This window comes from Rhodococcus sp. BP-241, from assembly GCF_019836145.1.
Lineage (GTDB): Bacteria > Actinomycetota > Actinomycetes > Mycobacteriales > Mycobacteriaceae > Rhodococcoides.
The window spans coordinates 112,917-125,317 of the sequence record NZ_JABUEI010000002.1 but is presented as its reverse complement, the minus strand read 5'-3'; the positions used below and the strand labels follow the sequence as shown (position 1 = coordinate 125,317).

13 protein-coding genes are annotated in these 12,401 nt (G+C 67.7%); 2 read left to right on the top strand and 11 right to left on the bottom strand.

The window, feature by feature from the left end:
* Window positions 1-16 precede the first annotated feature (16 nt).
* Window positions 17-781, bottom strand: a complete 765-nt coding sequence (locus HQ308_RS04120; protein WP_222645507.1) for a glutamate racemase — start codon at window positions 779-781, stop codon at window positions 17-19.
* A 113-nt stretch (window positions 782-894) separates the two neighbouring features.
* Here HQ308_RS04120 and HQ308_RS04115 point away from each other — a divergent pair, with 113 nt between their 5' ends.
* Together HQ308_RS04115 and HQ308_RS04110 are read left to right on the top strand one after the other, a co-directional pair.
* Window positions 895-1,179: a hypothetical protein gene (locus HQ308_RS04115; RefSeq protein ID WP_027504619.1), complete on the top strand. Its 285-nt coding sequence runs from the start codon at window positions 895-897 to the stop codon at window positions 1,177-1,179.
* 100 nt (window positions 1,180-1,279) lie between these two features.
* A complete protein-coding gene (locus tag HQ308_RS04110) occupies window positions 1,280-1,945 on the top strand; it encodes a hypothetical protein (protein ID WP_027504618.1) in 666 nt (221 codons plus the stop codon).
* 61 nt (window positions 1,946-2,006) lie between these two features.
* Here the strand turns inward: HQ308_RS04110 and tuf are convergent, their stop codons facing one another.
* The 10 genes from tuf to HQ308_RS04060 all read right to left on the bottom strand — a co-directional run bounded on the left by tuf (window position 2,007) and on the right by HQ308_RS04060 (window position 12,399).
* Window positions 2,007-3,197: an elongation factor Tu gene (tuf, locus tag HQ308_RS04105; RefSeq protein WP_027504617.1), complete on the bottom strand. Its 1,191-nt coding sequence runs from the start codon at window positions 3,195-3,197 to the stop codon at window positions 2,007-2,009.
* 98 nt (window positions 3,198-3,295) lie between these two features.
* Window positions 3,296-5,398: an elongation factor G gene (gene fusA, locus HQ308_RS04100; RefSeq protein ID WP_027504616.1), complete on the bottom strand. Its 2,103-nt coding sequence runs from the start codon at window positions 5,396-5,398 to the stop codon at window positions 3,296-3,298.
* Between the two features lie 90 nt (window positions 5,399-5,488).
* Window positions 5,489-5,959 (bottom strand): 30S ribosomal protein S7, encoded by a 471-nt coding sequence (gene rpsG / locus HQ308_RS04095; protein WP_027504615.1) that lies wholly within the window; start codon window positions 5,957-5,959, stop codon window positions 5,489-5,491.
* A 1-nt stretch (window position 5,960) separates the two neighbouring features.
* Window positions 5,961-6,335: a 30S ribosomal protein S12 gene (rpsL, locus tag HQ308_RS04090; protein WP_027504614.1), complete on the bottom strand. Its 375-nt coding sequence runs from the start codon at window positions 6,333-6,335 to the stop codon at window positions 5,961-5,963.
* A 291-nt stretch (window positions 6,336-6,626) separates the two neighbouring features.
* Window positions 6,627-7,148 carry a DUF3558 domain-containing protein gene (locus tag HQ308_RS04085; protein WP_222645506.1) on the bottom strand — a complete coding sequence of 174 codons (522 nt, stop codon included), beginning with the start codon at window positions 7,146-7,148 and terminating at the stop codon, window positions 6,627-6,629.
* On the bottom strand, window positions 7,145-7,678 hold the full coding sequence (locus tag HQ308_RS04080) for a DUF3558 domain-containing protein (RefSeq protein ID WP_222631750.1): 534 nt from the start codon (window positions 7,676-7,678) through the stop codon (window positions 7,145-7,147). Before HQ308_RS04080 ends, HQ308_RS04085 begins: the two co-directional genes overlap by 4 nt.
* A 65-nt stretch (window positions 7,679-7,743) precedes the next feature.
* On the bottom strand, window positions 7,744-8,418 hold the full coding sequence (locus tag HQ308_RS04075) for a TetR/AcrR family transcriptional regulator (protein ID WP_051613166.1): 675 nt from the start codon (window positions 8,416-8,418) through the stop codon (window positions 7,744-7,746).
* A gap of 5 nt (window positions 8,419-8,423) precedes the next feature.
* Complete coding sequence (locus tag HQ308_RS04070) at window positions 8,424-9,272, bottom strand: enoyl-CoA hydratase family protein (RefSeq protein ID WP_222645505.1); 849 nt, start codon at window positions 9,270-9,272, stop codon at window positions 8,424-8,426.
* Entirely contained in the window at window positions 9,272-10,432 is a 1,161-nt protein-coding gene (locus tag HQ308_RS04065; protein ID WP_222645504.1) for an acyl-CoA dehydrogenase family protein, read from the bottom strand. Before HQ308_RS04065 ends, HQ308_RS04070 begins: the two co-directional genes overlap by 1 nt.
* Window positions 10,429-12,399 (bottom strand): biotin carboxylase N-terminal domain-containing protein, encoded by a 1,971-nt coding sequence (locus tag HQ308_RS04060; RefSeq protein ID WP_222645503.1) that lies wholly within the window; start codon window positions 12,397-12,399, stop codon window positions 10,429-10,431. The genes HQ308_RS04065 and HQ308_RS04060 overlap by 4 nt, the downstream gene beginning before the upstream one ends.
* Window positions 12,400-12,401: the final 2 nt, after the last annotated feature.

Below are 12,401 nucleotides of genomic sequence, written 5' to 3'. Positions count from 1 at the left end.
CCGCACGGTGACGGCGTCAGAGCGTCGCGGGCACCGCGAGCGACCGACCGGCCACGAAGCGCAACGCACTGTCGGGGAGGGAACCGTCGCGCCCCGACAGGGTCACCGACACGCTCCCGTGTCCCTCACGCGGCGACGGCACCTCGTCGAGGCGGCGCAGAGTCTGGGCCGCGACGGCCTCGGCGCTGTCGAACATCCGCACACCCGGCGGCAGCGCTGCCATGATCTCGTCCGCCACCAGCGGATAATGGGTGCACCCCAGGACGATGCCCTGCACGTCGTCCGGCGTCCGCGCCGCTGCCGACGCGATGGCCGCGCTGACGGCCGCGAGATCACCGCGGTCGATGGCATCGGCGAGCCCGTGGCACGCGACGGTCGACACCGTGCGACCCGACGCGAACTCCGCGATCAAGCGCGCCTGATACGACGACGCGGTGGTCGCCGCCGTCGCCCACACCGTGATCGAGTCACACTGCAGTGCAGCGGGTTTGATGGCCGGAACCGTCCCGACCACGGGGGTTGACCCCAGGGCCGCGCGGGTCGCGTCGAGCGCGATGACGCTGGCGGTGTTGCACGGCAGCACCACCACCTCGGCTCCACCGTCGACGGCGCGCCGCGCCGTCTCCACGACGTGTGCCTCCGTCCACGCGGTGGGCTTGGGCCCCCACGGCGCGTTGTCCGGGTCGAGGTACAGATGAAGGTCGAGCGACGGGCGCAGTCGACGCAGGTGGGCTGCCGTGGGCAACGACCCCAGGCCCGAGTCGATCAGCGCGACGTTCACGGTGACAATCTACCGCCCCGGCACCGGCCGACCTCCGGACGTCGGCGCGCGGCCACGATGGATGCGGGAAGGCCGGAGGCCGGTCGGAATGTGACAGAGCGCAGACTGAGCGGATGACCGCTCCGCTCGAGCCCGATGAGGCCGACCTCATCGCCGCAGCGGTGCTCGCGGTCCCCGGTGTGGCCGGCCTGCACTCCGGCCTCTTCGGTGAGGCCGTGACGCTGCTGCCGGGTCGACGCATCGAGGGCGTGGTGGTGGGGCACGAGTCCTGCGCCGTGCACATCACGGTCCGCTGTCCGGGAGATCCCGACTCCGTCGTCCACGCCGTCCAGGAGACGCTCGCGCGTGTCGTCCGGATTCCCGTTGTGGTCACGGTGGAGGATTTCGCCGTCGAGTGAGTCGGCGTCACAACGCTTTTCGGCACGGTTGCCGTCGCGACCCGAGAGGACGAGGGTTGCGCGCGCGCCGACGCGGGATCGGCGCGGAAACGGAACTCACATGATGCGCACGATCCTTCGCCGCACTGTCGGCACGACCCTCACCGCCCTCGTGGCACTCACGCTCGGAGCATCCCCTGCATCGGCCGCTCCGGGCGGTGCTCCGCCCATCGCGCAGGTGCGCACTCTCTCCGCCGGCGCCACGGTCACCGTGGTCGGCACGGTCACCACACCGCCCGGCGCCTTCGCATCGAGCTTCCTCGACGTCGGGTTCGGAATCCAGGACCGCACCGCCGGCATCTACATCAGCGCCTCGGCGCCCACCGACGTCGTGCCGGGTACATCGGTGCGTGTCACGGGGTCGCTCGCGGACCAGTCCGGACTTCTGGTGGTGCGACCGACGAGCATCGTGTCGCTGGGACCGGTCGATGCGGTGGCACCCAGACCGGTGGTGGTCCGCGTGGTCGGCGAGTCCACCGAGGCGTCGCTGGTGACGGTCGTCGGACGCGTCACGAGCGCCGTGGTGGACGATCTGCCGTACGGGTACAAGTTCACGATCGCGGACCGGACCGGGGAGACCACCGTTTTCGTCAACACGCAGACGGGCATCGACGTGAGCGCGATCCGCGCGGGGCAGACACTGCGCGTCACCGGCATGAGCAGCCAGTACGAGGACCACTACGAGATCGATCCGCGCTCTCCCGCGGACGTCGTCGTGCTGCCCTGATTCCACACACGCCGAACGGCGCCCACCCCGCAGGGTGAGCGCCGTTCGGTGTGAGGTGGTCTTACTTGTTGATCTTCGTGACGCGACCGGCGCCGACGGTGCGGCCACCCTCGCGGATCGCGAAGCGCAGGCCCTCGTCCATGGCGACCGGCTGGATCAGCACGACGGACATCTCGGTGTTGTCACCGGGCATGACCATCTCGGTGCCCTCGGGGAGGGTCACGACGCCCGTCACGTCCGTGGTACGGAAGTAGAACTGCGGGCGGTAGTTGTTGAAGAACGGGGTGTGGCGACCGCCCTCGTCCTTCGACAGGATGTATGCCTGGCCCTCGAACTCCGTGTGGGGAGTGGTGGTGCCGGGCTTGACGACGACCTGTCCACGCTCGACATCTTCGCGCTTGATGCCGCGGACGAGGAGGCCGACGTTGTCGCCCGCCTGGCCCGAGTCGAGCAGCTTGCGGAACATCTCGATGCCGGTGACCGTGGTCTTGGTCGACTTCTCCTTGATGCCAACGATCTCGACATCCTCGTTGACGTTGACCGAGCCACGCTCGATACGGCCGGTGACGACGGTGCCGCGACCGGTGATGGTGAAGACGTCCTCGACGGGCATGAGGAAGGGCTTCTCGGTCTCACGGACGGGGTCCGGAACCGAGTCGTCCACTGCCTGCATGAGCTCGAGAACCGATTCGGCCCACTTCTCGTCGCCCTCGAGGGCCTTGAGAGCGGAGACCTTGACGACGGGAGCGTCCTCGTCGAACTCCTGTGCGGCGAGGAGCTCGCGCACCTCCATCTCGACGAGCTCGATGATCTCGTCGTCGTCCACCATGTCGGCCTTGTTCAGCGCGACGAGGATGTACGGCACGCCGACCTGGCGAGCGAGCAGGACATGCTCGCGCGTCTGGGGCATGGGGCCGTCGGTCGCTGCGACGACGAGGATCGCGCCGTCCATCTGTGCCGCGCCGGTGATCATGTTCTTGATGTAGTCGGCGTGGCCGGGAGCGTCGACGTGTGCGTAGTGACGCTTCTCGGTCTGGTACTCGACGTGGGAGATGTTGATCGTGATACCACGAGCCTTCTCCTCCGGAGCCTTGTCGATCTGGTCGAAGGCCGACGCCTCGTTCAGGTCCGGGAACTTGTCGTGCAGAACCTTGGTGATTGCAGCCGTCAGCGTCGTCTTACCGTGGTCAACGTGACCGATGGTGCCGATGTTGACGTGCGGCTTGGTCCGATCGAACTTCGCCTTGGCCACTGTGTCCTCCTGGACTGTTATTGCCTGCGTTATGCAGCATTACGGATGTACTTACGGGTGGTGCGGTGTGACGGTGGTACCGGGTCCAGCTTCGGAGACTATTCTCCGGTGGCCTTCGCGATGATCTCCTTCGAGACGTTCGAGGGAACCTCTGCGTAGGAGTCGAAGACCATGGAGTAGTTCGCTCGGCCCTGGGTGCGAGACCGCAGGTCACCGATGTAACCGAACATCTCCGACAGCGGAACCAGCGCCTTGACGACACGGGCACCACTGCGTTCCTCCATGGCCTGGATCTGGCCACGGCGGGAGTTCACATCGCCGATCACGTCGCCCATGTACTCCTCGGGCGTGATCACCTCGACCGCCATGAGCGGTTCGAGGATGACCGGACCGGCCTTGCGGGCAGCTTCCTTGAAGGCCTGCGAACCCGCGATCTTGAACGCCATCTCGGACGAGTCGACGTCGTGGTACGCGCCGTCGAGCAGGATCAGCTTGACGTTCACCAGCGGGTAGCCGGCGAGAACGCCGTACTGCATCGCGTCCTGCGCGCCGGCATCCACGGACGGGATGTACTCGCGCGGGATACGACCGCCGGAGACCTTGTTCTCGAACTCGTAGGTCGCGCCGTCCTCGCCGATGAAGGGCTCGAGGCCGATGATGACCTTCGCGAACTGGCCGGAGCCACCCGTCTGCTTCTTGTGGGTGAACTCCTGCTTCTCGACGATCTTGGTGATCGTCTCGCGGTAGGCCACCTGCGGCTTGCCGACGTTGGCCTCGACCTTGAACTCGCGACGCATGCGGTCGACGAGGATGTCGAGGTGGAGCTCGCCCATGCCGCCGATGACGGTCTGGCCGGTCTCCTCGTCGAGCTTGACCGAGAAGGTCGGGTCCTCTTCGGCCAGCTTCTGGATGGCCGTGCCGAGCTTCTCCTGGTCGGACTTCGTCTTCGGCTCGATCGACACCTGGATGACCGGGTCCGGGAACGTCATCGACTCGAGGATGATCTGGTTCTGCGGATCGCAGAGCGTGTCACCCGTCGTCGTGTCCTTCAGACCGATCACGGCGTAGATGTGGCCGGCGCTGGCGGTCGCGACCGGGTTCTCCTTGTTGGAGTGCATCTGGAAGAGCTTGCCCAGACGCTCCTTCTTGCCCTTGGTCGAGTTGATGACCTGCGAGCCGGAGTCGACCTTGCCCGAGTACACGCGCACGTACGTCAGCTTGCCGAAGAACGGGTGCGTCGCGATCTTGAACGCGAGCGCCGCGAACGGCTCGTCGGCGGACGGCTTGCGGGTGAGTTCCTTCTCCTCGTCGCCCACGGCGTGACCGATGGTCTCGGCGACGTCGAGCGGGGACGGGAGGTAGTCGATGACCGCGTCGAGCATGGGCTGGACGCCCTTGTTCTTGAACGCGGAACCGCACAGGATCGGGTACAGCTCGGAGTTGACCGTCATCTTGCGAATCGCGGTCTTGACCTCGTCGATGGTCAGCTCGTCACCGCTGAAGTGCTTCTCCAGCAGTGCCTCGTCGGACTCGGCGACGGTCTCGAGCAGCTCGGTGCGGTACTGCTCGGCCCGCTCCTTCAGCTCCTCGGGGATCTCGACGGTCTCGTAGGTCTCGCCGAGCTTCGTCTCTCCGCGCCAGACCTTCGCGTTCATCTCGATCAGGTCGACGATGCCCTCGAAGCTGTCCTCTGCGCCGATCGGCAACTGGATGACCAACGGCTTGGCGCCGAGGCGATCCTTGATGGTCTGCACGGTGAAGTAGAAGTCCGCACCGAGCTTGTCCATCTTGTTGACGAAACAGATGCGCGGCACGTCGTACTTGTCGGCCTGACGCCACACCTGCTCGGACTGGGGCTCGACGCCCTCCTTGCCGTCGAACACGGCGACGGCACCGTCGAGGACGCGGAGCGAACGCTCCACCTCGACCGTGAAGTCGACGTGCCCGGGGGTGTCGATGATGTTGATCTGGTTGTCGTTCCAGAAGCACGTCGTGGCAGCAGACGTGATGGTGATGCCACGCTCCTGCTCCTGCTCCATCCAGTCCATGGTGGCTGCGCCGTCATGGACCTCACCGATCTTGTACGAGATACCGGTGTAGAAGAGGATGCGCTCGGTAGTGGTGGTCTTACCGGCATCGATGTGGGCCATGATGCCGATGTTGCGGACCTTGTTCAGGTCGGTCAGCACGTCCTGTGCCACGAATTCATCCCGCCTTGGTGTTGGAAGAAGTGAGTCGAAGGTTCAACGCTCGGGTGGCGCCGGATGTTTCCCGGCGCCCCCGAGACGCGATCACCAGCGGTAGTGCGCGAATGCCTTGTTGGCTTCCGCCATCTTGTGCGTGTCCTCGCGACGCTTGACTGCTGCGCCGAGACCGTTGCTGGCATCGAGGAGTTCGTTGGCCAGACGCTCGACCATCGTCTTCTCGCGACGAGCGCGGGAGAACGAGACGAGCCAGCGCAGAGCCAGCGTGGTGGAGCGGCCCGGACGAACCTCGACCGGAACCTGGTAGGTGGCGCCACCGACACGACGGCTGCGGACCTCGAGGGCCGGCTTGACGTTGTCCAGTGCGCGCTTGAGCGTCACGACGGGATCGGTGCCCGTCTTCTCGCGTGCCTGCTCGAGAGCCTGGTACACGATGCGCTCCGCGGTCGACTTCTTGCCGTCCAGCAGGATCTTGTTGACCAGCTGGGTGACCAGCGGCGAACCGTAGACGGGATCGTTGATCAGCGGGCGCTTGGGTGCTGGGCCTTTACGTGGCATGTCAGCTCTTCTCCTTCTTGGCGCCGTACTTGCTGCGAGCCTGCTTGCGGTTCTTCACGCCCTGCGTGTCGAGCGAGCCACGGATGATCTTGTAACGGACACCCGGGAGGTCCTTCACACGACCACCGCGCACGAGCACCATGGAGTGCTCCTGCAGGTTGTGGCCCTCACCGGGGATGTAGGCGGTGACCTCGACGGACGTGGTCAGGCGGACGCGAGCGACCTTACGAAGCGCGGAGTTCGGCTTCTTCGGGGTGGTGGTGTACACGCGAGTGCACACACCACGGCGCTGCGGGCTGCCCTTCAGGGCAGCGGTCTTCAGCTTCGCGACCTTGTCGGTGCGACCCTTGCGGACCAGCTGGTTGATTGTTGGCATGAACCGGCTTTCTTCGTGTCGAGAAACAGGGATCTAGCAGTTGGGGCAAGAGAACGCTGCCCCTCACCCAGTAGTGCTTCCGCGGGCTTCGTGCACCCCGCGGTCGGGTGTGTCGCATACCCCCACACGGCAGCCGCGGTTCTTGCTCGATGGTGAACTCGAACACGGCTGTACCTCGCATAGGCACACAGACGTACCGGCTGGGCCGGGCACGACCTGTAACGGTACCCGGCGGCGCGCCTGATGGTCAAAACGCCCCTGCATCGGGTACAGGAGTTCACCCTTCCGTCGTCACGCCGACAGATTGAGCGACAGCTGCATCAACCGCGTGGCCGACTCACAGGGGTCGGTCGGGTTCCCCGGCCGATACTGCACCCACCAGCCGATGACCCCGGAATCGGGCGACTGCGCCGCCACGCCGCACGATGCCGGATCGTCCGGTTGACGGATCTCGAGGGCCTTCCGCGAGGACACCTCGACGTCGCTCACCGTCCACCCCATACGTTCGTTCGCCTCGCGCTCGGCCGCGAGCGACCCCGTCTCGAACCAGTCGAACGTCACCTTGACCGCGCCGCCCGGGCCGGTCAGGTCCCACCGGCAGATGGCCCCGATGAAGCCCTGGTCGATGGCGTCGCCGCCCACGACGTCGGCGATCTGCTCCGGCGTCACCGTGTCGCACTCCTCGAGGAGCGAGCGGAACTCGCCGTCCGCGCCACTCACGCCCGCCGCCACGGGCGTGCCCTCGATGGTCGACCCGCATCCGGCGAGCACCGCGGTGACCGACAGCGCCGCCAGAACGCGTCCGGCCCTCACTGCGCGCGCTCCGCGACGAGCGTCATCAGACTCTCGGCGACGGCGCACGGATCCGCGGTGGGAGCGCTGTCGGCGTACATGACGGAGAAGTGGACGAAGTCGTCGCCGTACTGCAGACCGTTCTCGCAGAGGTACGTCACACCCGTCGCGTTCTCGGATCGCGCCTCGAACCCCGGCCGACCCTCGATCTCGATGTCCGCTGCCGGTCGGCCGATCAGTTCCGACCCCATGCGCTCACGCCCGATCGGGCTCCCGCGGTACCAGGAGAAGCTGACCGACGGGCCGGTCGGACCCGACACCTCCCACTCGCAGCCCACCGAGTTGCGGGTCACGATCGCGAACGACGGCACGGCGAACGCAGTGCGGACCTCCTCGTCGGACAGACCGCCGCAGACGCCGAAGAACGGGCCGGGTCCCTGCGACGCGGACGTGGACGGCGCGTCGTCGGTGGCGGCGTCGGAGTCGGATCCGCAACCGGTGAGCCCGAGCAGCACCACTGCTGCCACGCCGGCCCACCGCACGGAGTTCATGGCGGCAGCTTATCGGAGTGCGGACTGTCGCGAGTACGCCGAAAGTGCCGTGATGCGAGCGCCGATCACGACAGTTCGGACGTACTCGCGGGGGTGCTGGTGCTGGTGGTGGGGGTATCGAGGGCGAGGGACGCGTCGAGCACCGAGGCCCACACCTTCACGATCTCGGCGCGGCGGCGCGAATCGTCGCTGAGCACGTCGGCGAGACCTAGCCCGCGGGCCAGGTCGAGGGTGGCCTGCACGAGTCGGTGGGTGCGCGGATCACTGTCGTCGGCGCCGAGGTGATCGACCGCCGTGCGGTGCGCCACGCGACCGAACTTCTCCTCGAGAGGCAGGACCCGGGCTCGCATCTCGGGATCCGCGGCCGCGGCGGTCCAGACCTGCAGCGCGGCACGGAAGATGGGGCTCGTGTAGTAGTCGACCAGCCGGGTGACCACGGCCTCGGTCCGCCCGGCGCCCTGCGGGAGCGCACTGCTCTCGGCTCGCGCCTCCCCCATGCGCGTGTCGAACATGTACTCGAGCGCCGCGGTGATGAGGTCCTCCCGCGTCGGGAAGTGATGCTGGGTGGCACCGCGAGAGACGCCGGCCCGCTCGGCCACGACGGCGACCGTCGTCGCCGCCCATCCCTCGGTGGCGAGCGCGTCGATCGTGGACTCGAGCAGACGCAGTCGCGTGGCGCGGCTGCGATCCTGCTTCGGGCTGCGGGTGTCACCGACCCGGTGACGAGTGGGCACGGTCATGGCCGTCACGTCTCCTTCCCCACAGCGGCACCGGACGACTCCGCCGGTGCGGCCCACGACGGGCTGCGCTTCTGCAGAAAGGCCATCATCCCCTCCCGCGCCTCGTCCGAAGCGAACAGCCTCGCGGACTCCTCCGCCAGGTCCGCGCCCCGGCGGTCGAACTCCTCGAGCATCGCGGCGGTGGTGAGGCGTTTCGACGCCGCGAGACCCTGCGGTGACGACGGACGGATCGCCGCGACGAGTTCGGCCACCGTGGCCGCGGTGTCGGCCGCAGCCTCGGTGACGAGCCCGATGGCCTCCGCCTCGTGCGCGCCGAACGTCTCCGTCGTCAGGAAGTACCGGCTCGCCGCACGCGAGGTCATCCTCGGCACCACCGTCAAGGAGACGATGGACGCGGCCAACCCCAGCCGCGCCTCCGTCAGCGCGAACGAACTCTTCGGCCCGGCCACCACCAGATCGCACGCGCCCACGAGGCCCATACCGCCGGCACGCACATGCCCGTCGATTCTGCCGATCACCGGCTTCGGCGTCTCGAGGATCGCCCGCAGCAGCGTCAGCATCTGCTCGGTGCGTGAGGAGACGGAACTGCCCGCCTCCGTGAGATCGGCACCTGCACAGAATGTTCCGCCGGTGTGGGTGAGGACCACGGCGCGGACGTCCCGATCCGCGCCCGCGTCGCGGAGCGCCGCCGTCAGGTCGTCGACCAGGGCGGTGGAGAGGGCGTTGCGATTGTGCGGGGTGTCGAGTGTCAGAGTCACCACGCCCTCCGACCGATCGACCCGCACAGGTGGTCCGTCGCCCCGACCGGCCTCCGGCCTGCCCGGGCCCCGCCCCGCCTCCGGCCTGCCCGCCATCAGTAGCTCTTCGGCAGGCCCAGCGAGTGCTGGGACACGAAGTTCAGGATCATCTCCCGACTGACGGGAGCCACGCGGGCGATGCGCGCCGCACCGAGCATGGACGCGAGACCGTACTCCTCGGTCAAGCCTGCACCGCCGTGCGTCTGGATGGCCTGGTCGATGGCCTTGATGCTGGCCTCGGCGGCCGCGTACTTCGCCATGTTGGCCGCTTCCGCCGCACCGAAATCGTCACCGCTGTCGTAGAGCACCGCGGCCTTCTGCATCATCAGCTTCGCCAGTTCGAGCTCGATCTTGCATTGCGCCAACGGATGCGCGATCCCCTGGTGCGCCCCGATGGGGCTCTTCCACACGGTGCGCTCGTTCGCGTACTTCACCGCGGCGTCGAGGGCGTAGCGGCCCATGCCGACGGCCATTGCCGCACCGAGGATGCGCTCGGGGTTGAGACCCGCGAACAACTGCATCAACGCCGCGTCGGGCTCGCCGACCAGCGCCTCGGCCGGCAGCCGGACGTCGTCGAGGAAGAGCGTGAACTGATGATCGGGCTCGATGATGTCCATGCGCATCTGCGTCTTGTTCAGGCCCGGTGCATCGGTCGGCACGATGAACAGCGCCGGCTCGAGCTTCCCGGTCTTCGCGTCCTCCGTACGGGAGACGATGAGCACCGCGTCGGCCTGGTCGACGCCGGAGATGTAGATCTTGCTGCCGCGCAGCACCCACTCGTCACCGTCGCGTCGCGCGGTGGTGGTGATCTGGTGGGAGTTGGAGCCGGCGTCGGGCTCGGTGATGCCGAACGCCATGATCGCGGAGCCGTCCGAGAGGCGGGGCAGCCAGGACTGCTTCTGCTCGGGGGTGCCGTACTTCGCGATGATGGTGCCGCAGATCGCCGGGCTGACGACCACGAGCAGCAGGCCCGCACCGAACGAGGACATCTCCTCCTGGACCAGTGCGAGCTCGTAGATGCCGGCACCGCCGCCGCCGTACTCCTCGGGGAGGTTCACCCCGAGGAAGCCCAACTGCCCGGCCTCGTGCCACAGTTCGGTGAGTGCCTCACCCTTGCGTGCCTTGGGCAGCACATAGTCGATGTAGTTGTGGCGCTTGCCCAGTCCGGCCACCGCGGCGCGGAGGCTCTTCTGCTCATCCGTCTCGATGAAGCTCATGCCTGATCTCCTTCTGCTGCGACGACCGCCAGTACGGCGTCGACGTCCACCTGGTGTCCCACAGTGACCGTGAGCTCGGTCAGCACGCCCGCCGCGGGTGCGGTGATCGTGTGTTCCATCTTCATGGCCTCGAGCCACAGGATCGGTTGGCCGGCGGTGACGGTGTCGCCGACGGCAGCACCGATCCGCACGACGCTGCCGGGCATCGGTGCCAGCAGCGATCCGGCGGCGACGATCTCGCTCGGATCGACGAACACCGGAACCCGTTCGAGCCGTATCGGTCCGAGCGACGAGTCGACGAACACGGCGTCGCCGTGGACCGCGACGTGGAACTCGCGTCGCACACCGTCGGCCAGCAGCACCACCCGGTCGGACTCGGCCCGGACCAGCGCGCAGTCGTCGACGTCGGTGACGAGCGTTCCGCGCGACAGCCGGTACTCGGCGACGATCTCGGTGCCGTTCACCGCGTACGTCTTGCGTTGCGGCACGGAGGCGAGGTTGCGCCAGCCGCTGGGGAGGGATCGGCCCACCGTCGCCGATTCTCTCGATCGGGTGGCGTCCGCGAGCGCTGCGGCGAGTGCGGACAGCCGCACACCCCGGTAGTCGACGAGCGGCCGAGCGAGGACCGCGAGATCGTGCGTCGCGAAGAACGCGGTGTCGGTGTCGCCCGCGAGGAACGCGGGGTGTCTCAGCACCGTGACGAGCAGGTCGCGGTTGGTGCGCACCCCGTGAATGCGCGCGCGCAGCAGCGCTTTCGCCAGGATTCCGGCCGCCTGCTCCCGGGTGGGCGCGTACGAGATCACCTTGGCGAGCATCGGGTCGTAGTGGGTCCCCACCACGCTGCCGTCGACGATGCCCGAGTCCACCCGCAGGCCTGTCCGCGTGAGCACCTCGAACTCTCGCGCTCCGTCGAACTCGACGTGGTGCACGACGCCGCTCTGCGGCTGCCAGTCGCGCGCCGGATCCTCCGCGTACAGACGCACTTCGATCGAGTGTCCGCGCGTGGTGGGCTGCTCGGCCGGGAGCGCGCCGCCCGCGGCGACGTGGATCTGCAGTGCCACCAGATCGAGACCGGTGGTGCACTCGGTCACCGGGTGCTCGACCTGCAGGCGCGTGTTCATCTCGAGGAAGTAGAAGTTGCCGCGCTCGTCGCTGAGGAACTCGACGGTGCCGGCCCCCTCGTAGTCGAGCGCCTCTGTGGCGATGCGCGCCGCCTCGAACAGCTTCTCCCGCATACCCGGAACGCGCTCGACGAGCGGAGACGGCGCCTCCTCGACCACCTTCTGGTGGCGTCGTTGGATGGAGCACTCCCGCTCGCCCACCGCCCACACCGTGCCGTGGCGGTCCGCCATGACCTGGACCTCGATGTGGCGGCCCGTCTCGAGATAGCGCTCGCAGAAGACCGTCGCGTCACCGAAGGCGGACAGCGCCTCCCGCGACGCCGCGTCGATCTCGTCCTGCAGGGCGTCGAGTTCACGCACCACGCGCATACCGCGACCACCACCACCGGCGGACGCCTTCACGAGCACCGGCAGATCGTCCTGCGTGACGGACGCGGGGTCGAGCCGATCGAGCACCGGCACACCGGCGCTCTGCATCATGGCCTTGGACTCGACCTTCGACCCCATCGACTCGATCGCCTTCACCGGCGGACCGATCCAGGTGAGGCCCGCATCCTGCACGGCGCGCGCGAACTCCGCGTTCTCGGACAGGAACCCGTAACCGGGGTGGATCGCGTCGGCGCCCGCGCGCTGCGCCGCCTCGATGATCAGGTCTCCGCGGAGGTACGTCTCCGACGACGCGGAACCGGGCAACCGGACGGCGACGTCGGCGTCGGCGACGTGCGGTGACGCGGAGTCCGGATCGGAGAACACGGCGACCGTGTCGATGCCCTCGGCGCGGCAGGTCGTGAACACGCGGCGGGCGATCTCGCCGCGGTTGGCAACGAGTACTGACGAAATGGTCATGA

Bases quoted from the DNA above. Each gene is read 5' to 3' on its own strand.
- HQ308_RS04115 (WP_027504619.1), top strand. From the start codon at position 895: ATGACCGCTCCGCTCGAGCCCGATGAGGCCGACCTCATCGCCGCAGCG.
- HQ308_RS04110 (WP_027504618.1), top strand. From the start codon at position 1,280: ATGATGCGCACGATCCTTCGCCGCACTGTCGGCACGACCCTCACCGCC.
- rpsG (WP_027504615.1), bottom strand. From the start codon at position 5,959: ATGCCACGTAAAGGCCCAGCACCCAAGCGCCCGCTGATCAACGATCCC.
- rpsL (WP_027504614.1), bottom strand. From the start codon at position 6,335: ATGCCAACAATCAACCAGCTGGTCCGCAAGGGTCGCACCGACAAGGTC.
- HQ308_RS04080 (WP_222631750.1), bottom strand. From the start codon at position 7,678: ATGAACTCCGTGCGGTGGGCCGGCGTGGCAGCAGTGGTGCTGCTCGGG.
- HQ308_RS04075 (WP_051613166.1), bottom strand. From the start codon at position 8,418: ATGACCGTGCCCACTCGTCACCGGGTCGGTGACACCCGCAGCCCGAAG.
- HQ308_RS04070 (WP_222645505.1), bottom strand. From the start codon at position 9,272: ATGGCGGGCAGGCCGGAGGCGGGGCGGGGCCCGGGCAGGCCGGAGGCC.
- HQ308_RS04065 (WP_222645504.1), bottom strand. From the start codon at position 10,432: ATGAGCTTCATCGAGACGGATGAGCAGAAGAGCCTCCGCGCCGCGGTG.
- HQ308_RS04060 (WP_222645503.1), bottom strand. From the start codon at position 12,399: ATGACCATTTCGTCAGTACTCGTTGCCAACCGCGGCGAGATCGCCCGC.